The following is a 25,082-nucleotide window of genomic DNA, read 5'->3' on the forward strand; positions in this document are numbered from 1 at the left end:
ATTCTTTTAAGTATTGCATGACAAATATTTCAAAACTTATTGACAACTGTTAAATTATGGACAACAATAGAATGCAATAATATATAAGTTTTGGAATTTCTGTATGAAGGGTGGATATGACATGAAGCATACACCTACGATTAGAGCAGAATTAGACAGATACCTACAACAAGAAGGTTTGAGCATGACGGAGTTTGGACATATAGCAGGCATGAATAGGGGAGCGGTAAGCGCCATTGTTTCAGGGAATAAGTCTATGTCTGTTAACCAGCTTGACTTAATCACTGAGGCTATGGGTTTACCAGAAGGTCACTTTTATGATCTATTTATAGAAAACTACATCATCGACCATCCACCCAATATGAGGCGAATCGAACCGTTTTTGTTTCGTTGTGCGGAGTTGGACAAGTTGGATGCGATCCGACGAGTGGTGGGAGCCATCATGGACAATCTACTTTATTCACCCAAGCTATTTGAAATTGCAGAGGAATTATTGGTACAGGGACGACATAAGGCTGCATTGCTGCTCTATGAAGGGGTAGCTGAAGCGGAGAGATATCAACATTCTGAACGTTTGGCAGTCTGCCAATATCGTATATTCACGATTCAGATTGGGGACGATCAAAGCCAAAATGTTAGGGTAGCAGCCGTTTTTGAGGCTTTTGTCGAACGCTTAGATGAAATAGAACAGCTTGACGCGCTGAAGGATTTAGCTAACGTGTACAGGTCTTTGCGTAAATGGGACAAGGTAGACGAAATGGCAAGGCAAATGAGAGCTAAAGCTGTAATCCAATACTCGTTTGTCCATAACGAGCAACACAAAGATGGAACGCTAGAAAAGAAAACAAGAGGACCGTTATTTGGATACATTGCTTATGCTGATCTATTGTGTGCCAGTGTTTGTGAAGCACGGGGCGATTATCAGCAAGCTTTACAATATACATATGCCTATGCTGATTTAGACTGGGTTAAAGAGGACGACGAGGATACTAAGCACTGGATGAACTTGTTCAGTCAGTGGGCAGAAGGTAATACTTACGTATATAAGCTTTTATCTGGAGATATAAATGTACTGCATGATTATGTTGAATATATTGTAGCGACATCAGAGACTAACGAAAATGAAAAGATATCAAAACTGCTTAATGTTATAATTGCCGCAAACCAATATAGCATAGATGTAGACGATATACTAAAACGATTTGAAACCCTTATCGGGACTTTTTCACAACAACTATCATCAGATGATATGTACACCAGACAAGTGATACCGGATTATATCGCGTGGTTTGGTTATGAGTTAGGTTTTTATTTTTTACATCGAGGGAAGTACATTGATGGCTTTAAATATTTGATGAATGCAATGGTAAAGTCACATATAATAAATAATGAAACTTACTTTATAAACTGCATGGGGTTGTTTGTTCGTTTTCAAGCCCATGCGGTTCCTGAAACTAAAGCTGAGTATTTCAATCTTATTGAAAGGGTGTGGGAAAACAATGTTCAAAAAAGTGGTACTTCTAATCATTGCGGCTAGCTTTTTGTTGATTGTTACTGTGCCGGATCAAGCCTTTAACCATCACCATAGTATTCAGCCTAACGTTACCATTGGAGGATTTTAAAGCTAAAGCTCTGCTAACCTTATGGTTGGTAGAGCTTTCTTTAGTGCAGGAATTACCACACATACGGCAGAATAACTATCTGAGGTGATCAGTATGAACCATACATATAAAATGTTAAAGCCGGGTATAGAACTATTTACAGCTGCATTAGGATAGTAAGAGTATATGTAGTACAGCCGTTGGGAGAGGGTTTGATAAATATTGTGGACTACGGTGGAGAAGTTTACACTGGAGTCGGTTAAGATTAATGGATTGTGTTTCTTTCGTAATAGTTTGAATTTAGAGTAGAAGTGAAAGGACCTACCAGATTGTAGATGGTGTCACTTTAAGGTAGAGCATATCAAAAATAGGAGGGGAAAATGATGAAAAAAAGAATATTTCAGTTCTTGATTTTATCTTTATCTATAGCAACTACGGTAGGTGCAGTTCCAGCTTCACCCAGTAAAACTAGTGGAAACAATATAATTTCTCAAAGATCGGGTGGAAGCGCAACTGTAAAAGAAGCCTTTAGTGTCCCTAAAGGATGGGGTCATGTTAAACTTTGTATGAAGAATCACTCTGATCATCCAGTAAGAGTAAGTTTAACTCACAGCGGTTCAAACAAACTATATATTGAAAGTTTAATAATCGTTCCTCACGACACAGTGACTTGGAAATCTACAGACCAAGGTTTTAGCGACGGATTGCGTTCTGGAGACTACATACTTCAGTGGAGAGGCAGCGATTATAAAGTTGACGGAGAAACATGGGGAGTAGCTGATTCACAGCCTGGAAACCTCTAAATTACTCTAGGAATACAACTTGTCCTTCTGGCCATTTGATGCGGAAAGTTAAATATGTGTTTGTTCAAGCCAGCAAGTGAATTAATCCCCTTAATTGGTGGGAGAGCTTTTTTCGTTAATCAATTTGAATTTAGAGCAAATGTGAGAAAGGATTCCGCTGGTATGTAACCAGTATGGAGTCCTTTGTTATTATTGTGCTTATCAATGGCAAAGAATGAAGGGCCTCTACCTGCATCTTTAGCGTCATACCAAGCGATGAAGGCGTTCAATTCTTTTTTACTCAAATCGAATTCTTTATCAAATCCATTATCCATTGTTACAGTCAAAATAGCGCGATCACCAGTTGGTTGCGATGATCTATCTGTATCCGATGATCCAGGTGTTGTAGACGGATCGGGCTTTGTTGATGGATCAGGTGTTGTGTTTAAATACTATGAAGGTATCGTATGATAAAAGAAATCGCAAGAGGATTAATTGTATTTTTAAAAGAGTGGAAGCAAGTGTATAAAAGGTTTTCAGGTGGTGCAGGTCCACGGTGGTTCCGACCTTTTACACCAACATAGGTTGAGACAAGGAAGGCAATCGATCTTAGATATGAAAAGGAGAAACATTCACACCCTTGACTTTCCCCTGCACGGGAAACTGTATACTCCCATTATGTTATAGATTGGAGATGATATTTTGTTTAAAATCAGTGAGTTTTCCAGGCTAAGCAAGGTCTCTTTAAAAACTCTTCGCTATTATGACCAGATTGGCATACTGAAGCCGAGAAAGGTGGATCGCGATACTGGCTACCGTTTCTATTCCGCAGATCAGCTTCTTGAGCTCAACCGAATCCTATTCTATAAGGAATTGGGTTTCACTTTGCCACAAATTACACAGTTGCTCCACGAAGATATTACATTGGAGAATATTCAAGGGATGTTTAAGCTGAAAAGAAGCGAAATCCAGCAAATCATCGATACGGAACAAGCCAAACTTGTCAGGATTGAGGAACGTATGCAGCTTATAGAAAAAGAGGGGCAAGTCGAAACAGGGCAAGAAATCAGAGTCAAAGCAGAAGGTGCCAGGCAGTTTCTTTTTCAGAAAGCATGCGGGAGAGAAGAGGACATTCCAGACCTGTTTCGTAAATTTAATCAGTTATTAACAAAGGAAATTCGCCAGTTGACTCAAGGTCCGCAGGTTGTTTTGTGGAAAGAAATAGACGGAAAAGAGGATGAGTTCGAGTTTGAAGTCGGTTACTTTTTAACCTGTGAGTTGCTATTATCTCCAGACCCATTTCGGCTACGGACTCTTCCTCCTGAGCCGATGATGGCCACAATGGCTTTTCGTTCAAATTCTAACTTTGCTTGTACAGCCTGTGTCCATTTAGCTACGTGGATTGAGAAAAATAACTATCAGATCAAGGAAAACGAATCTGGTAGGGAAATATATTTACCATTATCTCCAGAACAAGATGCACAATTCATGGAAATACAAATTCCAATTATAAATAAATAACTGGAGAAGGAGTGGAGTGAATTGAAAAATAAACTGATCATCTATGTCCTGGCACTGGCTGTTTTTCTGATCGGAACCATTGAATACATTATCACAGGAGTCATTGAAATGATTGCTATGGACTTAGGAGTATCTACTTCCGAAGCTGGGTTACTGGTGACTGTGTTTGCTCTCGCAGCAGCTATTATCGCTCCGATTTTGATTGCATTAACGATAAATGCAGATCGCAAGAAGCTACTGATGGCCACCCTTAGTGTGTTTATTGCCAGCAACGGACTTATGTTTGTAGATCTTGCTTACGAAACAGTACTATGGGTACGAATGATTCAAGGAGCTAGCGGAGGAATTACTACGGTGGTAGCCATGGCAGTAGCGACACGACTCGTTGAAAAAGAAAAAAGGGGGAATGCCATCGGTATCATTTTGATGGGGCTTAGCAGTTCGCTAGTGCTCGGGGTTCCCATTGGCACATTTTTTAGTGAGATGTTTGGATGGAGAGTTCTATTTATTTTAATCGGTTTGTTAAGTGTTCTTCCTTTACTTATCATCTATAAAAAGGTGCCGGCAATCAAAGAAAAAGAAAAGGTTACCCTCAGAATGCAGCTCTCCATTTTAAGGAATTCAACAATTCTGACTGCTTTGGTTATTACTTTACTTTATATCGGCGGCTATTCTACACTGTTCACCTATATTACGCCTTTCTTGCAAGCCACATCCTCTCTTTCCATAACCGAAATTAGCGGTGTTCTATTCCTGGCGGGAATTTGCAGCTTTGTTGGATCAAGAGTGGGCGGACAATTGGCAGATGCAAAAGGATCGAAATTTACAATTTGTTTCGGACTCCTGTTACAAGGGGCGACTCTTCTTTTATTCGCTCTAGCGGGTGTCAATATCTTGGTATTAATCTTGGTTTTAATGATTTTTATGTTAGCAACGTGGAGTATTTCCCCCGCCCAGCAACTATATCTAGTTACTCTAGCGCCTCGAAATCCGGACATTACCCTTAGCGTAAATACTTCGTTCATCCAATTTGGTTTTGCACTGGGATCTGGATTAGGCGGGATTGTCATTAGTCGTATATCTGTCCTGTTTTTGAATTGGCTGGGTTTTGCCGCTGTAAGCATTGCTTTACTTCTTGCCATCTTACTATTTAAAAAAATGAGCAGTAGGACTGGAACTCCTATTGTTACTAAATAAATATGAAATGGACTGACTAGGTGAAACTAAATTTATATTCCGCCTTCTTCAAGTGAGCCCATCATGTATTCCACATCTCTTAGAGTGAGCAATGATGCTTCTAATCTCCACTCTAAGGGGTGTATCTTTATTTACTGTGTGAAAGAATTGCACGAAGATTAGTAGTTATCCCGATGCAATTTGCGGTAATTTGAAAGAGATAGATCATAAAAAGATGCAAACTGTTTTGAAAAAAAATTAGAGGACTGGAAACCCACATCAAGTGGAATTTCAGTGATGGGGCGAAAAGTATATTGCAGAAGTTTTCCAGATTGTTGCTTAAATAGATGGGGAATTCTTGAAAGGGAAAGGCGGACTCCACGAGCCAAATCCTTGATTTGGTAATCCTCAGTGTACTGTTCTACAAGGATATCGAGTACTTCTTGAATACGGGCATCCAGTATTCTTTTTTTTACTATTTAGCCTAGATACTAATAAAATATTCTCTTCCAAAGTGCTTAGAGTAAGTTCGTTCCTTAGCGAAGCCAATGTATCTAAACAGTAGGAAAGTATCGCCAATGGCATGTGTGCAGAAGGTGACGCAGGTGCTGATGGAACTAAAGTAAGGTTTATCGTGAAATAAAAACAAGGACTCAACCAGTATAGCACTGGCATGAGTTTTTTTAATACCCAATAAAAAAAAAATATGCAAAAATATAGAACATATTTATAGATAAGCAAGTTTATGTTTAGACACATTTCCTCAATTAAATTATTCTTAGTTCTATTAAACATATTGGAGGATTATTTAATGAAGAAAGCATGTATAACAATTCTATTTTTAGTTCTTTTATCGCTTCCCTTGTCAAATGTCTTTGCAGCTGAAGTAGAGTATTCAGAAAATTTAATTCCCAAAATGACATCTAACACTTTGCCATCTGGAGTAGCTAGTGCGAGCAATGAATTTTCATACGCATATAGATCTTTTGACGGAGATTTTGCTACTATCTCTAGTGCTTGGGGATCTAATGAAACTACTGCATGGTTAAGATATGACTTTCTTAAACCTGAAGTTATTGAACAATACGTTATATATCCACAGACAACGGCAACCGACCGAGCTCCTAAAGATTGGACTTTTGAAGGCTCAAATGATGGGATTACTTGGAATGTGCTAGACACTCAATCAAATATCACTGAATGGGTAGATAGCACTCCAAAAAAATTCACTTTTTCTAACTCTAATTTATACAAGGACTATAGAATTAATATTACAGCGAACAATGGAAGTCAGTATATAACTCTTGGCGAATTAGAGATGATGTCTAAAGTATCAAGTTCCACTCCTAACCCAGGAACAGAGGAACCGACTCCAAACGGGGACCGTGCAATCCTTGTTGTCACCATGACAACTGGCTTGGAGAAAGAATTCGATTTGAGTATGCAAGAGGTCAATGACTTTATTGCATGGTACGAAGGCAAACAAGCTGGTTCTGGATCAGCATTCTATGCAATCAATAAACATGATAACAATAAAGGTCCATTCAGTAGCCGTAAGGACTACATGCTGTATGATCGTATCCTAACGTTTGAAGTAAGTGAATACTCTAAATAAATTAAAAGCTCTGTCGACCCATTAAGGTTAGCAGAGCTTTCTAATGTCATCACTTCATTGCACTGGTTCGGCGGTAATCTCTATATATCTCCGTTAGTCCCAAGACTTCTTCCATTGTCAGGTTATTACGAAGGTGATTCAGCGCTTCGGCGATATACAACGCTACCACTATTTGCTTTTGTTCATCAGTTCGTGGCCGTTCCTCTTGTAATTTGTCTTGTATGTTCCTGCGATGTATTTCTAGGAATCTTTCTAAATTCATAATCATCGCTCCTTTTTTGTTAAGCTGGATGGTTTTCGTTTTAGCCTCTTCAAATAGTAAACCAAGATCACCGAAATCAATTGTCTGAACTTTGTGACCAGGTAGTAATTCTGTTTCCTTGTAGAAAACTTCAAACTCAATTAGCAGGCAATCAGTGAATTTATCAAAAGTATATATGACCCGGAGAATATCTTCTATTATTATTCACAAAATAGTCCAATCGGATTATACTTGACGCGACGGATACAGAGCAAACCCGACAGCATCGATGACACCCTATGGCTCAAGCCGGTGGGTGTTTTTTGCGTTTGGGGAAGTATACATAATGTCTAGCAGGGGGGAATATGAACAGGCGAAAGGAATGAAGTAAACTGAAAATATTCGAGACAGACATGCTATAATTGAATCCAATCAAGTATTAAAGTCCAGCAATAAGGAGAGATATTTTGGAGCAAATTAGAGAAATTGAAATTGTTGAAATGACATTTGATAACAAGGATGATTACGAATGCAAAGATCAACCTTTTATGGTCATAGGGAGACTTATCCCCAAACTAGAAAATGGCATATGGAGTTATCATGAAGAACTTTATGAACAACCTTATGAGTCAAAATATCCGGAACACGAAGATCTTGATGAATATATTAATAGCAATGACAGTATTGCTTTCTTATACTATTCCGGAAGGAAATGCTTGGGACATATAAGACTGGGGATAGTAGAGGAAACTAAATTTGCTTCTATTGACAGGCTTATTGTATTAGAAAGTAGCAGAGGAAAAGGAATTGGAACTGCCTTGTTAAACAAGGCAAGGGAGTGGGCATTACAAAAAGGAATGCAGGGATTTACGCTTGAGACGCAGGATGTTAATTTACTCGCTTGCCGATTTTATTTGAAAAATGGGTTTGATATTGGAGCAGTGGACACTATGCTTTATTCAAACTCAAAATACAAAGATGAAAATGCGGTATTTTTCTATTCAAAATTCTAATGCATCATGATAATTTAATGTATTGTATTTACAGAATCCCGTTATGCAATCCGAAAGTATCGGTGAAACCCTACTAGCCAAAGCCAGTGGGGTATTTTTACGTTTAGTGAGATATTATTGTGGCTTTTGATTTAATTCCATCTGTTAATATGCTAATTATTCTTATCTATAGTTGGTGGAATGCTACTATTTGAGACATGCGATGAGTTTTTTATTTCATCTCATGCAAAAAATTGAATGTTTATATTAGTAGCATAATATATTGACATATGGTTAATTATGTTGAAAAATGAAGTATGTTTTTAAAAAATATGGAATATTCAAGTGAAGGGTGGCTATGGCATGAAGCATACACCTACGATTCGGGCGGAATTAGACAGATACCTGCAACAAGAAGGTTTGAGCATAGCGAAATTTGGGCATATCGCAGGCATGTTGCAGGCATAAATAGGGGAATAGTAAGTGCCATCGTGACAGGTAATAAGTCTATGTCTGTTAATCAGCTTGACCTAATGACTGAGGCTATGGGTTTAACTGCGGGCTGCTTTTACGACTTATTTATAGAAAACTACATCATCGACACGTCCCCGAATATGAGACGAATCGAGCCATTTTTGTATCGTTGTGCAGAGTTGGACAAGTTGGGTGCGATCCGTCGAGTAGTGGGAACCATCATGGACAATCTACTCTACTCGCCCAAACTTTTTGACATTGCGGAGGAATTATTGGCACAGGGACGACATGCGGCTGCACTGCTGCTCTATGAGAGTGTAGCTGAAGCGGAGAAATACCAACATTCTGAGCGTTTGGCAGTTTGCCAATATCGTATTTTCACGATTCAAATTGGTGAGGACCAAAACCGTAATCTAAGAGCAGCCATACTATTTGAACCTTATATTGAGCGTCTGGACGAAATAGAGCAGCTTGACGCATTGAAGGATTTGGCAAACGTGTACAGGTCTTTACGTAAATGGGACAAGGTTGAGGAAATGGCACGGCAAATGAGAGGGAAAGCGGAAGTTCAATATTCCATAAAACATCAGGCAAAACGAAATTCTCAAGAGCATGAAAAGGAGACAAAGGGCCCACTATTTGGATATATTGCTTACGCCGATTTGTTGTGTGCAAGTGTTTGTGAAGCCCAAGGCGATTATCAACAAGCTTTACAATATACATACGCCTATGCGGAATTAGACTGGGTCAAAGAGACTGACGAAGACACTCAATACTGGGTAAACTTGTTCAGTCAGTGGGCAGAAGGTAATACGTATGTAAATATGCTTCTGTCTGGAGATATTAGCGTGCTACCGGACATATAGCAGCCACATCAACCAATGACGAAAATGAGAAGCTCTCAAAGCTGTTGAACGTTATGATAGCGGCTAACCGATATGGAATAGATGTGAATGATGTCATTTCTCGTTTTGAAGCGGAGATTCATTCGTTTTCTGAGCAGCCCACATCTGATGATATGTATACTCAACAAGTAATGCCAGACTATTTCGCGTGGTTTGGTTACGAAATTGCTCATTATTATTTACAACAAGGAAACTACAATGATGGCTTCAAACACTTGATGTATGCAATGCTAAAGTCACATATAATAAATAATGAAACCTACTTTATAAATTGTATGGGCCTGTTTGTGCGTTTTCAAGTCCATGCGACTCCTGAAGTCAAAACGGAGTTTCACAATCTTATTGAAAAGGTGTGGTTAAGTAATGTTGAAAAGAATGGCATTGTTAATCGTTGCGAGTAGCTTTTTGTTTTTTATAACCGTACCCGCTCACAATCATGATCAGCTTATTCAGACCTTTGTACAAATAGGTGGATTCTAAAGTAAAAGAAAGCTCTGCTAACCTTAATGGGTCGGTAGAGCTTTAACTGTTCACGCCTCTTATAGTGTATCAAGGTAGTCTTTCTGGAATTTGATAAAATCTTGCACACTATCGTGATAGGTAAATCTACCACCATTTTTATTAATAATCCAGTTGATCTTCTCGTCATTTAACAAGACTCCATACATGCAATGATGAAGCAGTTCAATTTGCTTTTCATCCCTAATTCGGATCAAGTGTTTTTCTTGTTCGTCAATGAGGTACCATTTCGTTTCTGTTTCATCTACATCTGCATCCACATACAGTATTGATACCGATAAGGGGAACGGCCAGTCAAACCAATGTTCTCGCTTGTCTTCTCCATAACCTTCAAATGCCATGGTTATTTCCTCCTACTTGGATAATTTCCTGATTAGTTTAAATGGATCTAACGTGTTGCGATTGTACGCTTTATTGATAACTGTTTTTTTGGGAACTCGCAGCTACTCTCAGCCTTTGGCATCTGGGCACCAATGCGATTAATGACCTGCCGTTTGAGGTTGGAGCGAACTGCGATGCGTCTGTTTAGGCTGGGTTAATGGGGGGATCGAACTGGCAATCCTGGTTCAAGAGAGAATTTTCGGTAATTTCTTTTGGCAATGACGACGTAGGCTTTTAGGAATAAACACATTAAATTTACTGCTTTTCTTGTCTTATTCTACTGGCTCAGGAATATCGCCCCCATATTCTTTCCATGGCTTATCGTGCGCCATCGTAAACTTCTGCAAAAGTTTAGTGTAACTTTGGCAACCGTCTATTCCGCTATTGCCGCATAATAGTTGTGTCCGCTTTCGTCGTTCATTGTTCTGATCTGTATAGTATACGGAAACGCGGGTAACAGAAGAGGTTGAATGTTTTGTTACCTGATATCGAACGCTACAACCAACGAAGACGGATACGCTCTATATTGTAATCATGGAGGGCTGGGATGGTGACCAAAAGATCATTACATTTCCTCGTCTGAAAATAGGCATTATACGGAATTAAACCTCCAATGATCCAGAGTTTATTTTTTGTACTCAAAATATAACTTGCGCATAACACATCAGGAGGCTACATACATGTCATGTCAATAAGACTCGAAGGTAATGGATTATGGGACCCACTGGAAAATACTGTTGATAACGTTCGGTCTTATAAAATAGAAAAAATATTGTATATGTGGTTGGTGAAAATAGCTTCATTAAATTGGATTCAAGTACCAACACGTATGAGCAAAAGCAATGGATTTCCGAATTTACTTCCAAAGATAGAGAGATATTCAATAAATTAATGGAAAAGTAGAGGGGAGCATAAGCAAATATGGTAGAATTTTATTTCAACGGCAGCCATGGACAAGGAAATAAAGTCCCAGACTGCCGCAGCTTTTTTAAAGTTAACATTCATCGTTAGTTTGCTCAGGAAACGACCTTTAGAGCTACACCAATATATATTTTTAACTGGCTAGTTTCAGCCCTACAGCAGAGCTAAGGACCAACCCTATACACAAAATACGCATTAATCCGCGTGGCTCGTTATAAAAGATCATGCCGAGGATAGCACCTCCAGAAGCGCCAATTCCAGTCCATACAGCGTAAGCTGTTCCCATCGGGAGTGTTTGCATTGCCAACGACAAAAATATAAAACTTAGACCAAAACCAGTAATCAAAAGAGTCAGCGATTTCCAACTGCGAGTTTGATTGAACTTGTTTATAAGCAAAACCCCGATCATTTCAAAAATCCCTGCTAAGATCAAATACACCCAATTCATAGTCCACTTACCTCCTCTTTCTTCTTACTAAGCATTTTCAGACCAATCACTCCAATAAGCAGCAGCCCGATCAAAGCTACTTTCGAAACACTTATGTCTGCGCCAAACAATAGGATTTCAGCTACTACAGTTCCTGCCGTTCCTAGTCCGACAAATACAGCGTATACAGTTCCAACCGCTAATGAACGAGCCGCCTTGATCATCAAATAAAAGCTGATGTAAATAGCGACTACTGTACCACTCCATTCCCAAAAACTATCCGCATGCTTTAACCCACTAACCCAAGCAACCTCGAATATAGCCGCCACAATGACTGAAATCCACGTTTTGTTCATAACACACTCCTCCTTAAACTTTTTATTAAAAATTGGGCCATAAAAGAAAAAAGATAAAAGCCTGGGAAATAAACCGCACAATGCGTTTATCTCCCAGGCTTTTATCCCTCCGTGTCACAGCCATATGGCTGTGCGTTTTCTCTCGGACCAGACCAATCTTGTGATTGCGGAACCCTAGAAAACGTTTTTATTCAGTTATTGGCTAAAATCATACTAACACGCGATGTAACGTGAGTCAATTTACAATTCACCCACTAACTTGCCAGTTACTTTGACGCCGATGCCTAGTCTACAACTTCATTTTCACTGGATTCGCCTGGTTGGGTATATTTTCTGTTTAACTGAATGCCCGGTCACAGAGTCGTAGCTATACATATATTAAGGTGAAAACAATTAAAGGAGGGCTAAGCTATGAGTGGATGTGCAGGTGGTGTGTGGACTTCTACAGCGGCAATTTTGGTGCTCTATATCCTTTTGGTTATCATCCTTAAATCGTGCTGGGTTTAATATTGCGAAGAAAATTATATAGACCCCATCATTCAAGTTCAATGCCCTTATTTCTTTAGTAATCTGCCCGAAATCAGATTAGATAACAAGCTCTGCCGACCGATTAAGGTCAGTAGAGCTTGTTTTATTTGAACATCTTCTCGACTAGCTTTCACAACTCAGATGCGCTATGATCCACATAATATTCTAGTTACAATTACCGAAGTATAGTGCAATCTAATATTTTAAAATGAGGGGTTAAATGATGTTGGGTATGTGGAAATTTAGTCACAGAATGCTAAGACTTAAAATTAAAGTGGTCTACAAGATTTGAATTGGTACGATCGTTATGGGGATTGGAACTACAGTAGGCAGCGACCGAGCCGGATAAAGCACCTATTCTCAATGGTGCCTGCTCTAACGGAGAGGTTGCGTCCAATATTAATGAAACGCGAATAAGAGTGGATATATTCAAAATAGGGGAAAAAATGTTTCTGTAAACTAGCAATGCTTTCCTTCCCTAGCTCCTAGCTAATCCTGCTAGTGTGGTGTTTTTTATTTACCAGTATGCCCTACCACAGAATGTATTTTTACATATATTAAAGTGACGACAGATAAAGGAGGTTAAAAGGCATGGGTGCATATGAAGGTAATGGCGGCGGCGGTGTATGGACTTCTACAGCGGCAATTCTAGTGCTCTTTATTCTCTTAGTTATCATCACTAAATCACTTTGGGTTTAATTTGTGAAAAGAACTGCTGGGTAATTTCACTTCACTCATGGATTGTAAAAGGTTGATCCCAATAAGCGCATAAACTATTTGGCAATAGCCACAGCATTCGCTGTTCTTTTGGTGGGTGCTCGCTGAATTTCTGCCGTAATAGTTTTGCGCTTATTGGGTTTTGTCGGAAGGGAGAATGTCTCATTGAAGGGTTTATTAGCCTATACCGAATGCCTTTTCTTCAAGATCTTCTATAATTTCTAACGCAACAAAATATCCAAAAAATAATGTTAAAATATCCTCATATCGTTTTCCTGATCCTCTTGCTCTACTTAATATTATGTTTTGACTTTCTTGTATTTCTCTTTTATGGAGTGATCGAGAAACCACAGATGAATCGGGAGCGATCAGATCCATCATTAGAGTGGACAACTTTTTCTGAAACTCTTCAATTGGAAAGTCATTATTTTCTTTTGAGTACAGCTGCATAGTTTCAGGTGGATCTTTAAATGTAATCGGGTATTGAGTATTGAAGACACCTTCATTAGCTATTTTGTCAGCAATTAATTTACCGAAAACGATACCCGCTGCAAATGCTTGCCCAGGGATTCTTCCCATACCAAGAACACCATTAAATTGAGCTTCTCCAGTAGCAAAAACACGATTCAAGTTTATAACTTCAGCATTCGCATTGATTTCGATTCCTCCTGAAGAATAGTGCATTGTTGGTGTAATTTTGATTCTTTTATTTTTAACCACATTAGTGCTAAATCCATATTTTTTAAATCTTTCATTCAATATATTTTCATCAGCATGGCTCATATCCAAGTACATATCCTTTTTTTGCTTGATGCAATCGAGTTCAAAATGTAAAATCTCGTCAATCATTTCATGGTAATCATCTCGAGCAATGGCATCACATATATACTCATCTTTTAATAGTTGAATTCCTTCCTCATCTACTATTTTCCCTTGACTTAAAGAAACAACTCCGCCCAATAAAATTTGTCTTCCATTGTATATTGACCAAGGATGAGACATCACTGTAGACATTCCCTTTAATCTTGCACCCATTTTTTTAGCTAAGATAAGCGTTTCTCCAGTCGAACCCGGTGAATTATCATTGTAGTTAAATTGCCCCGCATATCCTCCCGTAGCTAATACCAAATAATTAGTATATATCCTGATAAATTGATCTAATTGGATGTCATAAAATAATGCGATAATTCCTTCATTATACTTTTCCAAATGAATCAAAATTTTATTACACAGCGGTTGTTCAATATGTTGTAACAAACAATTAATTAATTTCTTTCCTCCCTGTGATTTAATCAAACATTCAGGCATGATACCAAAGGATGTTTTCTCATAAGAGATTCCTAATTCCTCGAAAAAATTTATAACTATGTTGGAGTTTCTATATAGCGTTTCAATAACCGATCGATCTGCTCCACATTTATCAACCGTAAGATTAATAATATTATTAATATCATTCTCTGATGGAACACGTGTATTTGCGGCTGCAAGAAAGGAGTTGCTCTGTTTGGGCGCATTCTTTTTTGTTGTAATCGTGTACTTGATATTGTTTTTTGATAAATAATAAGCAACAGCAAGCCCCGATATACCCGTACCAACAATCAAAATTGGAGTGTAGTGTTCTACGGATGTTACATTTCGTTCCATCATTCTATCTCCCTTTTTAAGATGCAGATATTATCTTAGGCTGAATCTCACAGTCCGTTTTCCACTTAGATATATTTGTTTGTGTTTGTTACCGATGAAGAATAGAATCTAAGTGAAATATTTTTTCCTAATTGTACAAATTTATTACTTATATTGTCAACTTTATCTAAGAAGTAATTAAACCGACTTTGAAGGAGGGATATTCAAACCAATTAATCTTTGATGGCACTAGCTTCTAGGACTGGAAGCTTCTAAATTTCCAAAAAGGCATATTATATTACCGGGAAGCCGCTTCGAAATATATTTCAGAACATATCTTAGAACATGAGAATATAGAGGGAATCATTATCAAAAAAATAGGGAAGCTGCTTTGTGATTTTAATACTGATTCCATTTGAAAAATATGAAATGGAGGGAATATTGTGCCACGAGCTTCGGTCATACTGCCAGTTTACAATAATGCAGCTTTTGTCTTGGAGGCAATACACAGTATTTTAGCTCAAACTTATTCGGATTTTGAATTAATTGTTATTGATGATGGTTCGACAGATGGATCTACCTTTCTTATTTCACAAATATCAGACCCTAGAGTGATAAAAATCTTCCATAATACCAATCGAGGGTTGATCGCTTCTTTAAACGAAGGATTAAAAAAGGCCAATGGTGAATATATCGTTCGTATGGATAGCGACGATATTTCTACGCCAGATCGACTAGCTGTACAAATCGCATTTATGGATCAAAATCCATTGATTGATGTATGCGGTGCTGCTTTTACTTCATCTAGTGGGGGATCAATAAAGGTAAATCCGGCCAGTCATGACGAAATAAAAACATGGTTGTTATTTCATTGTTGTATCTGCCATCCTGCTATAATCATGCGCAATAGCATGATCCGTCGGCTTGGCATTCAATATGATAGTAATTATCCTCATGCCGAAGATTACGAGTTGTGGAACCGACTAGCTTTCCAAGTACAAATGGCGAACATCCCCATAAACGTATTGTATTATCGTCAACATAATGGACAAGTGTCCAATCAGCATAGAACTATACAAGATGCTACTGCTCGGAGAATTCGTCAAAGACAGTTTAGTAAGTTAGGCTTGGAATTATCAGATGAAGAGAACCAGATTATGCTGGATATTCTTGGGTTTAAAATTAATCCCTACGATTATGATAGTTACACCAGAGCTTTAGGTTTTGCCAACTGGGTGCTGGAACAAAACAGTAAGTATTTAGTTTATAACCAGGAACTATTAAACATGGCGTTTTCACGGTGCATATCCCATATTCCTTATTAACAGAGAGATAAGCAAGTGATCCGGTTGGAAATAAGATACTCTAATAGCACAAGATTTTGAAGTTTTTGCAAAAAGGTGATTAGGCTCTGCCGGTTTAGCTGGTTGAGCCTTTGTTTTGTTTGTCTGTATGCCCTGTCACAAAACGCAGCTATACATATATTAGAAGTACAACAATCGAAGGAGGTTAAAACCATGGGTGCATGTGAAGGCGGCAACAATATGTGGACTTCTACAGCGGCAATTTTGGTGCTTTTTATCCTCTTGGTTATAATTACTAAAGCATTTTGGATTTAATTTTATGAAAAAACTGTTAGGCAACACACTTCACTTTTTTTAGATGGTAAAAGTTGAACCCAATGGCGTATAGGTTATTTGGCAGTAGCCATAGTAATCTCTTCCTTTTGGTTAACTAAGTTTTTAAAGCGTACTTAGGGGATCCTGCCATAATAGGTTGTTGCGCTTTTGGGTTCTGCTGTCAATGATCAGCATGGATTATGCATTGAAATCTTACATTATTCGCATAATATATTGACATATGGTCAATTTTAGAGAAAAATAGACTACAACAATATAAAAATTTTGGAATTTTTATGTGAAGGGTGGATATGGCATGAAGCATACACCTACGATTCGGGCGGAACTAGATAGATACCTAAAACAAGAGGGTCTGAACCTGACGCAATTCGGGCATATTGCAGGCATTAATAGGGGAATAGTTAGTGGCATTGTAACAGGCAATAGTTCTATGTCTGTTAACCAAATTGATAGAATTACAGAGGCTATGGGTTTACCAGAAGGCTATTTTTACGACTTATATGTAGAAAACTATATCATCGACATTCCCCCCAATATGAGGCGAATCGAACCATTTTTGTATCGCTGTGCAGAGTTGGACAAGCTGGATGCGATCCGTCGAGTGGTGGGAGCTATCATGGACAATCTACTCTACTCACCCAAACTATTTGACATTGCAGAAGAATTATTAGCGCAGGAACGACATGATGCTGCACTATTGCTCTATGAGAGTGTAGCAGAAGTGGAGAAATATCAACATTCTGAACGTTTGGCCATCTGTCAATATCGGATTTTCACGATTCAGATTGATGACGATCAAAGCCGCAATCTTAGGGCAGCCATACTTTTTGAGCCTTATGTCGAGCGCCTAGACGAAATAGAACAACTTGATGCATTAGAGGACTTAGCTAATGTGTATAGGTCTTTGCGTAAATGGGATAAGGTTGATGAAATAGCGAGAAAAATGAGAGCTAAAGCGGAAATCCAATACACTTTAAAACATCAACAGAGCAGCCGAGAACGCACTGAGTCTACTAAGAAGCTAACTCGCCCCATGTTTGTGTACATTACCTATGCCGATTTATTGTGTGCAAGTGTCTGTGAAGCCCGAGGCGACTATCAACAAGCTTTACAATATACATACGCCTACACAGATTTGGATTGGGTCAAAGAGACTGACGAAGATACCCAATACTGGATTAGCTTGTTTCAGCATTGGGCAGAAGGTAATGCTTATGTTAATAAACTTATGTCCGGAAACACTAGTGTGCTGCTAGACTTTGTTGAATATATAGGAACAACCGCCAATGAAAGTGAGAAACTCTCAAAGTTGTTGAACATTATTATAGTAGCTAACCGATACAATTTGGATATAGATGGTGTACTTACAAAATTTAAAATAGACATTGATGCCTCTACTCAACTCCCGACATCTACTGATATGTACACCCAACAAGTGGTACCTGACTATATTGCATTGTTTTGTTATGAAATGGCCTATTATAATTTAAATAGGAAGAAGTACAGTGATGGTTTTAAACAATTATTAAGTGCAATGGTAAAAGCACATATACTAAACAATGAAACATATTTCATAAACTGCACAGGTCTCTTTGCACATTTCCAAGCATATGCGTCTCCAGAGACCAGAGAAGAGTATTTTAAACTATTAGAAAAGGTGTGGTTAGACAATGTTGAAAAAAATGGCACTGTTAATCGTTGCGAGTAGCTTTTTATTTTTTATAACTGGTCCCGTCCTGACGCAACATATTCAGATCCTTGTACAAATTGGAGGTGCTTAAGCACAAAACTCTGCTAGCCTTATGGTTAGCAGATTTTTTTAGTTAAAGGAATTGTTACACTACGCGCCGAATGAGTCACTGAAGTGATCAGTTTTGAAGCATACATATAAATATTTTGATGGCACAAAGTTACTTCGACACACTTAGAATAGTAGATTTATTATGTAATCATTCCAATATTCTGAGAGGGGATATTATTACTGGTGATGAAACTGCAGAAGCATACGGGAGAATAGACGACAAAAAATAGATTACTATAGAGAAATTAATATATTGTATGAAGCGACAAGAGTGACACAAGGCATACCGTAATCATAGTGAAGCTGGGGCCGTGACCCAAAAGATCGTGTTACGCCGCCTGGAGTGTAAATAGGTACTGTATGGAACACTGAGCCTCAGATTAATCTGAGGCTTATTTTTATGTGGACCAATTTACGAACTTATCAGTGTGACTGATAACGCGTGGGCTATCATCGTTATAAAGAACGAAATCACAAAGCTGAATGGGTTCGCTGCTGCTTTTTGGTGACTCATTCCGTTCATTGATTTAGCAAAAGATATGCTTGTATGTAGTGCGGGGTTTGCGTTATTGATGATTAATGCTTCATTCATTGCCATCTTATCCCTTCATCAATCATTTCTTATGGAAGGAATCCCTTCTGTTCCAGCAAATCCTCTGTGACCTTCCACAGTTTTTGCTGCATCTTGGAATCTCCTCCAGGTGAGACTGGTTGAATAGATTTCCCAGTTCCGACGTTAAAGTATCCACCTGTTTTTTTATGATATTCCGGATCTACAATTAATCGGGTGATGATATCTGCTCCTCTTCGCGGATCTCCAAGATGAAGGATTTTCAACAATCGTTCTAATAGAGGGGCAAACCAAAGTTCTCGTCCCAATCCGGTAACATTGAATCCTGGATTTAGTGCATTTACGCTGATTCCCGTATCCGACCATCGTCTTGCCAGTTCAGCAGTGAACATAATATTCAATAATTTGGTCTTTCCATAGATGGGCGATGAGCCACGAGCGGTAAAGGCAGTTGTATCCGTTAAATCCTCGGGGAGCTTCAAAACTCCATGACGGCGTGAAGCTTCGGAGGCAACATTGACAACTCTGGCCTTGCCTACGTTCTGCAGGCACGGTTTTAGTGTATATGTTAACAGCCACGGCGATAAATAATTTATGGCAACCATTTCAGGAAACCCCTCGGGAGTGACGCGTTGCTCAAAAGCATGGATACCCGCATTGTTTAACAGCACATCAATATTAGAGTATGCGGCGGCTATCTCATCCCCGATTCGTTTAACATCCTTCAGTACCGATAAATCTCCATAAAAAAAGTCAACCTTCGCTGATGGGCTAACCAGCTCAATCTGTTTTCTTGTAGCTTCAGCACGTTCCCTACTCCTGGCAGTCAAAACAAGGTCAAAGCAGCCGCGTTTTCCCAATTCAACTGCGACTAGTTGTCCAAGGCCACTGGTGGCACCTGTAATGACAACAGTAGTATTTTTAGACATCGTCATTTCTCCTTCATGTGTTACAATTTTATTGGAGTAGCCAATTCGGTGAGTTAGCACATTTGATTGACATATGTCCACTATAATAATTTGGTTGATATATGTCAATCAAATTTGACTTGTGGTTTTTTGAACGAGAGAAAGGTGATTGAAGATGAAATATAATGAAGTAAAAAATGAACCAAGGGAGAAATTGGAGATTGAGTTGGGCGAGCAGCTTAACGCACTTATCAGCGCTTCACACGCCCTGAATGTCAGAGCTGCTGCGAAATTTGACTCCTCCTTACAACCTGCCGCCTTCCATATTGTTCGTTGGCTGTATTCTTATGGCCCAACTAATGCCGCCACTTTAGCGGAATCAACTGCGATGGATCGAAGTTCAGTGAGTCGTCTTGTCAAACAGCTTGAGTCTTTGGGGTATTTGAACAGAGAGGCCTCCCGAAGTGATGGACGAGGAATTGTATTATCTCTTACTGAGTATGGACAGCAAAAATTAATTGATGCGCTTAAGGAGAAAGAGTCCGTTTTCTATGAACGAATTTCGGACTGGGAAGATGCTGAGCTTCATAATTTTAACCAAATGCTTAGGCAATTTAATGGACTCCATCGCCACGGAACACAACCTTAAGAAGTGACCCGCATATAAACACTTGCAAACAATATCGTCACTTTAAGATATCGGCTTTTATTTTTTCATAAGCAGTTTGGATATAGAGTAGAAGTGGATAATGAAATCTACCCGAATGTGTATTTTTTATGTCAGACAAAGCTCCCCTTACTTTGACAATCAATAAGCCGTATGTTTATGGATGAAGATAAATAGGAAGGAAAGGATGAAAATAATGAGTATGAAATTAGGAAGGAAAACTACTTTATGTTTCTCCACAATTGCTCTCTTATTTTCAGTTTTGTCCCCGCTATCAGCCTCGGCAGATGTAGCAAGCGTCACCCATGACACCTATACAAACTCTTTAAATCTGGAATTAGTTTCATCTCAATTAGTAATTTTTAAAGATGACACAGCATATACAGATGTATCTATTGTCGGGAAAAGAGTGAAATTTTCGATTAGTGGTTTAGAAAACCCGTTTAACACTAATTATTACAATCGATTAGTCTGGACCAGTACTGATGAAGAACCAAATATAAAAAATATTCTGACAGTAAAAGTTGCGCCAAAGACAGGGTCGCTTTACAGTTCCAGCAACTATGAAAACCTTTCACTGATAAAACAAAAAATCAACTCTGACTCACCTGTATATGGATGGATTCAACTAGAATCCAAAGAGTGGGTTAAAGCAGGATCAGCTATAATCAAATATTAGAAAATTCCTAATGTGTAGTATAAGTAAATACTATAAATAAGCGAAATCCCCGCCGACCAGCTAAGGTAGTGGGGATTTTTCAATATAAAATAAGACTTCATCAACTATTGACAGAGTTTTTAGAAAATTGTTGAAAGTAGTGTTCTTAAGAAGGGAAAAGTGTTTCGAAATCTGGAAAAACGCCATCACTAAGCCAACGGGTAGGGCCTTCAAAACTTCCATCGAGTGTAGCGGTAGCATAATCTCCATTGGAGCCATACAAAGTAATAGAGATATTTTTTATTATTCGTATTTAATGTTATAAATGTGTAATGATTATGTACATAGTTCATTAGTTGTGAAGAATATTCCTTACTTGTCTTTGTTTGTTACGATATGTTCATAAAAAGTTCACTTACATGAAAATTTGGTTGCAGCTAAAATAATCACATCCAAAAATGAAAGGTTGAATTAAATGCCAACAACTAAAAAGGAAAGCTTTTACTTTGGGATTATTATGTGTTTTGGAATGGTCGTTATTATGACCTTCTATAATCTTTTGATTAACGGATTGATTGGAAAAATTAGCTTGATTACCATTGCTGTTGAATTTCTAATTGGATTTATTATAGCGCTCATATTAGATTTATATATCGTGGGTCCTGTAGCAAAAAAAGTTGCTTTAAGTCTACCTTTTGATAAATCCAAAAAAATATTTTTAATTATCACGATTTCAACATGTATGGTGTTCGGAATGGCCTGTTCTATGTCTTTCTACGGTTTATTAACTTCAATTCTAAGTCAGGGTAATGGCGATCATTCATTATTTGAAGCATATTTAGAAATTTTTATAAAGAACTTTGTTGTGGCCTATCCATTACAATTATTGGTTATGGGTCCTGTTGTTCGAGCCTTGTTTATAAAATTTATAAAGAAAAGCGGGCAAGTGGGACCTTATAAAAAAGTATTAAATTAAATAATAGAGCAAATCCATTGCAGCAATGTTAAGCTAATGAATGGTTTTACAGCTAGAAATGCTTAAGTTATGAAAATCGGATACAAGTTTGAGGAAGCTATAACTGGCGGGATTGGTAGTTTGGTGTATTATTTAACACAAAAAAAGCAGGAAGAATTCTTCCTGCTTTTTGCTTGAAAATAATTATTAACGTCTGCGTTGTCCATCATTCACGCTAAACAGATTAACAGCCAGTGCGTTACCTCTTGCACGCGCATTGGCTCTTTGGTTGGAACGGATGTTTAATCTTCTTCTTCTCAATTCACGGTTGCTGTGTCTTCTGCTCATAATATCACCTCCCTTCAAAGAAATGAAGGTACGGTTAAATCTTAATGATGTTTATGCTTACGCTTGGAAATTTTGATATTTAATGCGTTAGTTGCGAGTGCATTTCCGCTTCCTGTTTTAGCAGCTGCGGCTTGAAAGACTTTAACGACCAGATATCTGTTTTTCCCGATGCGATGCTTATACGTTTTAACTCTATTTCTGATCATCTGCATAACTCCTTTGCTTTAGGTCTGCTATATACATATGTCAATTGTGCTAGTAATGTATCAGCATAAATCTACTAAAGACAAAAAGAAGCTAGTACCTATGTTCCTAAATGTTTAACAAAAAAAACTCATGCTAGCCTGCGTTCGCCTTCCCAACTTTACGTTATAGAGGGCCACCGTAGGTTCATATGTGTCAAATTTCCATTTGTTTAGCTAATAAAAGTAAACAGTTTAAGATCAGAGTGGAACTATCTCGGATATGGGGCGGATATAATAGTAGAGACAATATAGGTTGCTGAAAAGGAAAGAATAGTTGGAGACACATACATAGTAAAATATAACAAAAATATAAAACCGGCTCGCCTAGGCGGCCGGTTTTATATTCGTGGTAGTATAACGGGGAAGAAAGCACGATAAATCAGTGGAAGTCCCGGAAGAGTCCAACAACCTTGCCCAATATGCTGACGTGTGTCAGTCGAAGTGGCTCAAAGGCTGGATTTTCAGGTTGAAGCCGGATATGATCTTTTTCTTTGTAAAAGGTTTTAACTGTAGCCTCGTCTTCATCTGTCATAGCTACTACAATGTCTCCGTTATCAGCGGTCTGCTGCTGACGCACGATTACATAGTCTCCGTTAGCAATACCAGCTTCAATCATGCTTTCGCCTACAACAGATAACATGAATATTTTATCCTCACCAACAAAGTGTTGGGGAAGAGGAAAGTAATCTTCAATATTTTCTGTCGCCGTAATAGGAAGACCAGCGGTTACTTTGCCGACGACGGGAACACGACTAATGGAGTAATTAATCAAGTTGCTGTTATCCGATTCGTCTTGACCGAGTAATTCAATAGCCCGTGGTTTCGTAGGATCGCGGCGAATGAGTCCTTTTTTCTCCAAACGATCCAAATGACCGTGAACCGTAGAACTGGAGGCCAATCCGACTGCCTCGCCTATTTCGCGCACAGAAGGGGGGTATCCCTTTAGACGCACTTCATTGCGGATAAATTCAAGAATGGCCTGCTGGCGGCTCGAAATCTTAGACATACCGTATCAACCCCATTTAGTAACGTTTGGGAAAATTATAGCATAGAACCTCCGTTCGTACAAACATAAGTTCTAAATAATCCCTAAAAATATTCACGAACTTTTGTTCTCTTTTCTATTGAACAAAACAAACGTTCGTGTTATATTGTGAAAAACATAAGAACAAACGTTTGGAGGACGCGGCCAATTATGAAATATAGCACTTATCAAAGTATTTTTCCGATGAATTTAGAGAATTTACAGGAGACCCGAAAAGAGGGTAAGGTACGTTTGTTACAGGCTCTTACCAATACTCTTTTACTCAAGCTTCTTATTCTAGTAATTATCGTTTGGGTTGCAGGGGCAGGTGTACTTACGGTTTTTGCAGCACCTCCAGTTTCCAATGAAGAAGTGATTAAGCTGACTGTACAACCTGGAGATACGTTATGGAAGATTGCCGTGAATCATAAACCGGAACGAATGGATACACGGGTATATATTGAAGGAATTGTACGTATTAACGATTTGGAGGATCGGGGGGTGCAGGCAGGTCAGGTACTTAAGCTCCCACCCTTCTGATCTATAAGACTAAAGAGCTTGTCAAGGAGCGCAATGAGGGAGCCTTGACAAGCTCTTTTCTACATGTCAAAGTGTATTATATCTTTGCTTTTATGGAGGGGACACAATTTGGATATAGACAGTTTGGTACAGCGCATTAATGAATTAGCGCGCAAAGCAAAAGCCGAAGGATTGACGGAAGAGGAAACCACGGAGCGCGCCAACCTTCGGGAAATTTATTTAGGCAACATTCGCCGTAATTTTCGGCAGCAACTTGAAACCATTGAATTTGTGGACGATGATACGTCGAAGGGAAATGGCGGGCTGAAGCATTAATGTTGCTAAAGCCTGCATCATTTGCCTTTTGTTATTAGGTATCTTTCTTGGTATCTATATAGATCAGCTTTAAGGCAATTGTTTTAATGTAATATTTATTGGGAAGGGAATTGAGAGATGGCCCGATCATTTGAAAGAAAAGTACGTAAAAACACAGCGCATTTAAATAAAACGCGCAAGAAACAAGGCATTCAAACCATTAACGGCGCAGGTTCAGCAATGGACATTTTCCGTGGCCGTAATATTACTGTGCCAATCATGCTGGCTGGTCTTGCTGTATTGTACATGCTTATGAGTTACTTTTTGACTAAGACCGGCATGCGGGGAATGGATTGGCTGGTATTTGGCTTGTACTTGATGCTGGCTGTTATCTTCTTCATTCGCCGCCCTTATTTAAAAGTGGGAAAAGATACCCTTTATATGTTAAAAGGTGGCAGAGAACGGCCGATGACGGCAGGGGACATGAAAGCCATCAAAATTGAAAAGGGTTACGTTACCGTTGAAAGAAAAGGGAAGGGCGGTAATTTTATTTTCACAAAATCACTGGGACGCTATGATACAGATGCCATCGCAGAGCGCCTTGAAAAATTTGCACTATCCAATCAGATACAGGTAGATAAGAAATAACCGA

Annotated in this window: 25 protein-coding genes, 2 pseudogenes and 1 riboswitch; of the genes and pseudogenes, 18 read left to right on the forward strand and 9 right to left on the reverse strand. The window is 38.6% G+C overall.

The window, feature by feature from the left end; all coding sequences use genetic code 11:
• Positions 1–121: 121 nt before the first annotated feature.
• Positions 122–1,537, forward strand: coding sequence for a helix-turn-helix transcriptional regulator (locus tag G7035_RS21495; protein WP_019687440.1), 1,416 nt, complete (start codon positions 122–124; stop codon positions 1,535–1,537).
• A gap of 444 nt (positions 1,538–1,981) precedes the next feature.
• Complete coding sequence (locus G7035_RS21500; RefSeq protein WP_044788171.1) at positions 1,982–2,404, forward strand: hypothetical protein; 423 nt, start codon at positions 1,982–1,984, stop codon at positions 2,402–2,404.
• Positions 2,405–2,523: 119 nt separating this feature from the next.
• On the opposite strand, the pseudogene G7035_RS27510 reads toward G7035_RS21500, so the two are convergent.
• Positions 2,524–2,829: pseudogene (locus G7035_RS27510) on the reverse strand (SPRY domain-containing protein); the annotation flags it as partial.
• 256 nt (positions 2,830–3,085) lie between these two features.
• Between G7035_RS27510 and G7035_RS21510 the strand changes: the two are divergent.
• From G7035_RS21510 to G7035_RS21530, 5 genes and pseudogenes are all read left to right on the forward strand, one after another.
• The gene (locus tag G7035_RS21510) at positions 3,086–3,904 is read left to right on the forward strand and encodes a MerR family transcriptional regulator (RefSeq protein WP_017427687.1); all 819 of its coding nucleotides are present in this window, start codon (positions 3,086–3,088) and stop codon (positions 3,902–3,904) included.
• Between the two features lie 21 nt (positions 3,905–3,925).
• Positions 3,926–5,101, forward strand: a complete 1,176-nt coding sequence (locus G7035_RS21515) for an MFS transporter (protein WP_017427688.1) — start codon at positions 3,926–3,928, stop codon at positions 5,099–5,101.
• A gap of 790 nt (positions 5,102–5,891) precedes the next feature.
• Positions 5,892–6,695 carry a discoidin domain-containing protein gene (locus G7035_RS21520; RefSeq protein ID WP_019687439.1) on the forward strand — a complete coding sequence of 268 codons (804 nt, stop codon included), beginning with the start codon at positions 5,892–5,894 and terminating at the stop codon, positions 6,693–6,695.
• A 708-nt stretch (positions 6,696–7,403) separates the two neighbouring features.
• A complete protein-coding gene (locus G7035_RS21525) occupies positions 7,404–7,949 on the forward strand; it encodes a GNAT family N-acetyltransferase (RefSeq protein ID WP_019687437.1) in 546 nt (181 codons plus the stop codon).
• Positions 7,950–8,291: 342 nt separating this feature from the next.
• Positions 8,292–9,708: pseudogene (locus G7035_RS21530) on the forward strand (transcriptional regulator).
• 138 nt (positions 9,709–9,846) lie between these two features.
• Here G7035_RS21530 and G7035_RS21535 read toward each other — a convergent pair.
• From G7035_RS21535 to G7035_RS21545, 3 genes are all read right to left on the reverse strand, one after another.
• Positions 9,847–10,167, reverse strand: coding sequence for a hypothetical protein (locus tag G7035_RS21535; RefSeq protein ID WP_016821966.1), 321 nt, complete (start codon positions 10,165–10,167; stop codon positions 9,847–9,849).
• A 1,094-nt stretch (positions 10,168–11,261) separates the two neighbouring features.
• Positions 11,262–11,576, reverse strand: a complete 315-nt coding sequence (locus tag G7035_RS21540) for a DMT family transporter (protein WP_016821964.1) — start codon at positions 11,574–11,576, stop codon at positions 11,262–11,264.
• Complete coding sequence (locus G7035_RS21545; protein WP_016821963.1) at positions 11,573–11,911, reverse strand: DMT family transporter; 339 nt, start codon at positions 11,909–11,911, stop codon at positions 11,573–11,575. The genes G7035_RS21540 and G7035_RS21545 overlap by 4 nt, the downstream gene beginning before the upstream one ends.
• Positions 11,912–11,999: 88 nt before the next feature.
• Positions 12,000–12,100, reverse strand: a riboswitch (guanidine-I (ykkC/yxkD leader).
• Between the two features lie 222 nt (positions 12,101–12,322).
• Between G7035_RS21545 and G7035_RS27515 the strand changes: the two genes are divergently transcribed.
• Both G7035_RS27515 and G7035_RS21550 read left to right on the forward strand, forming a co-directional pair.
• Positions 12,323–12,418, forward strand: a complete 96-nt coding sequence (locus G7035_RS27515) for a hypothetical protein (RefSeq protein WP_016821962.1) — start codon at positions 12,323–12,325, stop codon at positions 12,416–12,418.
• A gap of 612 nt (positions 12,419–13,030) precedes the next feature.
• A complete protein-coding gene (locus G7035_RS21550) occupies positions 13,031–13,138 on the forward strand; it encodes a hypothetical protein (protein ID WP_016821960.1) in 108 nt (35 codons plus the stop codon).
• A 195-nt stretch (positions 13,139–13,333) separates the two neighbouring features.
• Here the strand turns inward: G7035_RS21550 and G7035_RS21555 are convergent, their stop codons facing one another.
• Entirely contained in the window at positions 13,334–14,803 is a 1,470-nt protein-coding gene (locus tag G7035_RS21555; protein ID WP_230877329.1) for an FAD-binding protein, read from the reverse strand.
• 419 nt (positions 14,804–15,222) lie between these two features.
• On the opposite strand from G7035_RS21555, the gene G7035_RS21560 reads away from it, so the two are divergent.
• From G7035_RS21560 to G7035_RS21570, 3 genes are all read left to right on the forward strand, one after another.
• Positions 15,223–16,104: a glycosyltransferase family 2 protein gene (locus G7035_RS21560; protein ID WP_019687435.1), complete on the forward strand. Its 882-nt coding sequence runs from the start codon at positions 15,223–15,225 to the stop codon at positions 16,102–16,104.
• Between the two features lie 192 nt (positions 16,105–16,296).
• The gene (locus G7035_RS21565; protein WP_019687434.1) at positions 16,297–16,398 is read left to right on the forward strand and encodes a YjcZ family sporulation protein; all 102 of its coding nucleotides are present in this window, start codon (positions 16,297–16,299) and stop codon (positions 16,396–16,398) included.
• Between the two features lie 316 nt (positions 16,399–16,714).
• On the forward strand, positions 16,715–18,127 hold the full coding sequence (locus G7035_RS21570) for a helix-turn-helix transcriptional regulator (protein WP_019687433.1): 1,413 nt from the start codon (positions 16,715–16,717) through the stop codon (positions 18,125–18,127).
• A 714-nt stretch (positions 18,128–18,841) separates the two neighbouring features.
• Here G7035_RS21570 and G7035_RS21575 read toward each other — a convergent pair.
• Entirely contained in the window at positions 18,842–19,720 is an 879-nt protein-coding gene (locus tag G7035_RS21575) for an SDR family NAD(P)-dependent oxidoreductase (protein WP_019687432.1), read from the reverse strand.
• A gap of 154 nt (positions 19,721–19,874) precedes the next feature.
• On the opposite strand from G7035_RS21575, the gene G7035_RS21580 reads away from it, so the two are divergent.
• The 3 genes from G7035_RS21580 (at position 19,875) to G7035_RS21590 (ending at position 22,000) form a co-directional block, all read left to right on the forward strand.
• Positions 19,875–20,348, forward strand: coding sequence for a MarR family winged helix-turn-helix transcriptional regulator (locus tag G7035_RS21580; protein ID WP_019687431.1), 474 nt, complete (start codon positions 19,875–19,877; stop codon positions 20,346–20,348).
• 214 nt (positions 20,349–20,562) lie between these two features.
• Positions 20,563–21,045 carry a hypothetical protein gene (locus tag G7035_RS21585; RefSeq protein ID WP_230877330.1) on the forward strand — a complete coding sequence of 161 codons (483 nt, stop codon included), beginning with the start codon at positions 20,563–20,565 and terminating at the stop codon, positions 21,043–21,045.
• Between the two features lie 454 nt (positions 21,046–21,499).
• Positions 21,500–22,000 (forward strand): DUF2798 domain-containing protein, encoded by a 501-nt coding sequence (locus G7035_RS21590; protein WP_019687429.1) that lies wholly within the window; start codon positions 21,500–21,502, stop codon positions 21,998–22,000.
• A 186-nt stretch (positions 22,001–22,186) separates the two neighbouring features.
• On the opposite strand, the gene G7035_RS21595 is transcribed toward G7035_RS21590, so the two are convergent.
• From G7035_RS21595 to lexA, 3 genes are all read right to left on the reverse strand, one after another.
• The gene (locus tag G7035_RS21595) at positions 22,187–22,327 is read right to left on the reverse strand and encodes a hypothetical protein (protein WP_162835279.1); all 141 of its coding nucleotides are present in this window, start codon (positions 22,325–22,327) and stop codon (positions 22,187–22,189) included.
• Between the two features lie 41 nt (positions 22,328–22,368).
• Positions 22,369–22,533 (reverse strand): hypothetical protein, encoded by a 165-nt coding sequence (locus tag G7035_RS21600; protein ID WP_016821950.1) that lies wholly within the window; start codon positions 22,531–22,533, stop codon positions 22,369–22,371.
• A 418-nt stretch (positions 22,534–22,951) separates the two neighbouring features.
• A complete protein-coding gene (lexA, locus tag G7035_RS21605; protein WP_013310545.1) occupies positions 22,952–23,578 on the reverse strand; it encodes a transcriptional repressor LexA in 627 nt (208 codons plus the stop codon).
• A 189-nt stretch (positions 23,579–23,767) separates the two neighbouring features.
• On the opposite strand from lexA, the gene G7035_RS21610 reads away from it, so the two are divergent.
• The 3 genes from G7035_RS21610 to G7035_RS21620 all read left to right on the forward strand — a co-directional run bounded on the left by G7035_RS21610 (position 23,768) and on the right by G7035_RS21620 (position 25,078).
• Positions 23,768–24,136 (forward strand): LysM peptidoglycan-binding domain-containing protein, encoded by a 369-nt coding sequence (locus G7035_RS21610; protein WP_017427698.1) that lies wholly within the window; start codon positions 23,768–23,770, stop codon positions 24,134–24,136.
• Positions 24,137–24,244: 108 nt separating this feature from the next.
• Entirely contained in the window at positions 24,245–24,451 is a 207-nt protein-coding gene (locus tag G7035_RS21615) for a DUF896 domain-containing protein (RefSeq protein ID WP_016821948.1), read from the forward strand.
• 117 nt (positions 24,452–24,568) lie between these two features.
• Complete coding sequence (locus G7035_RS21620) at positions 24,569–25,078, forward strand: hypothetical protein (RefSeq protein ID WP_013371492.1); 510 nt, start codon at positions 24,569–24,571, stop codon at positions 25,076–25,078.
• Positions 25,079–25,082 lie beyond the last annotated feature (4 nt).

It is taken from the genome of Paenibacillus polymyxa (genome assembly GCF_015710975.1).
GTDB classification, from domain to species: domain Bacteria; phylum Bacillota; class Bacilli; order Paenibacillales; family Paenibacillaceae; genus Paenibacillus; species Paenibacillus polymyxa.

Bases quoted from the DNA above. Each gene is read 5' to 3' on its own strand.
- G7035_RS21495 (WP_019687440.1), top strand. From the start codon at position 122: ATGAAGCATACACCTACGATTAGAGCAGAATTAGACAGATACCTACAA.
- G7035_RS21500 (WP_044788171.1), top strand. From the start codon at position 1,982: ATGATGAAAAAAAGAATATTTCAGTTCTTGATTTTATCTTTATCTATA.
- G7035_RS21520 (WP_019687439.1), top strand. From the start codon at position 5,892: ATGAAGAAAGCATGTATAACAATTCTATTTTTAGTTCTTTTATCGCTT.
- G7035_RS21535 (WP_016821966.1), bottom strand. From the start codon at position 10,167: ATGGCATTTGAAGGTTATGGAGAAGACAAGCGAGAACATTGGTTTGAC.
- G7035_RS21540 (WP_016821964.1), bottom strand. From the start codon at position 11,576: ATGAATTGGGTGTATTTGATCTTAGCAGGGATTTTTGAAATGATCGGG.
- G7035_RS21545 (WP_016821963.1), bottom strand. From the start codon at position 11,911: ATGAACAAAACGTGGATTTCAGTCATTGTGGCGGCTATATTCGAGGTT.
- G7035_RS27515 (WP_016821962.1), top strand. From the start codon at position 12,323: ATGAGTGGATGTGCAGGTGGTGTGTGGACTTCTACAGCGGCAATTTTG.
- G7035_RS21550 (WP_016821960.1), top strand. From the start codon at position 13,031: ATGGGTGCATATGAAGGTAATGGCGGCGGCGGTGTATGGACTTCTACA.
- G7035_RS21555 (WP_230877329.1), bottom strand. From the start codon at position 14,803: ATGATGGAACGAAATGTAACATCCGTAGAACACTACACTCCAATTTTG.
- G7035_RS21565 (WP_019687434.1), top strand. From the start codon at position 16,297: ATGGGTGCATGTGAAGGCGGCAACAATATGTGGACTTCTACAGCGGCA.
- G7035_RS21570 (WP_019687433.1), top strand. From the start codon at position 16,715: ATGAAGCATACACCTACGATTCGGGCGGAACTAGATAGATACCTAAAA.
- G7035_RS21575 (WP_019687432.1), bottom strand. From the start codon at position 19,720: ATGTCTAAAAATACTACTGTTGTCATTACAGGTGCCACCAGTGGCCTT.
- G7035_RS21580 (WP_019687431.1), top strand. From the start codon at position 19,875: ATGAAATATAATGAAGTAAAAAATGAACCAAGGGAGAAATTGGAGATT.
- G7035_RS21585 (WP_230877330.1), top strand. From the start codon at position 20,563: ATGAGTATGAAATTAGGAAGGAAAACTACTTTATGTTTCTCCACAATT.
- G7035_RS21590 (WP_019687429.1), top strand. From the start codon at position 21,500: ATGCCAACAACTAAAAAGGAAAGCTTTTACTTTGGGATTATTATGTGT.
- G7035_RS21595 (WP_162835279.1), bottom strand. From the start codon at position 22,327: ATGAGCAGAAGACACAGCAACCGTGAATTGAGAAGAAGAAGATTAAAC.
- G7035_RS21600 (WP_016821950.1), bottom strand. From the start codon at position 22,533: ATGATCAGAAATAGAGTTAAAACGTATAAGCATCGCATCGGGAAAAAC.
- lexA (WP_013310545.1), bottom strand. From the start codon at position 23,578: ATGTCTAAGATTTCGAGCCGCCAGCAGGCCATTCTTGAATTTATCCGC.
- G7035_RS21610 (WP_017427698.1), top strand. From the start codon at position 23,768: ATGAAATATAGCACTTATCAAAGTATTTTTCCGATGAATTTAGAGAAT.
- G7035_RS21620 (WP_013371492.1), top strand. From the start codon at position 24,569: ATGGCCCGATCATTTGAAAGAAAAGTACGTAAAAACACAGCGCATTTA.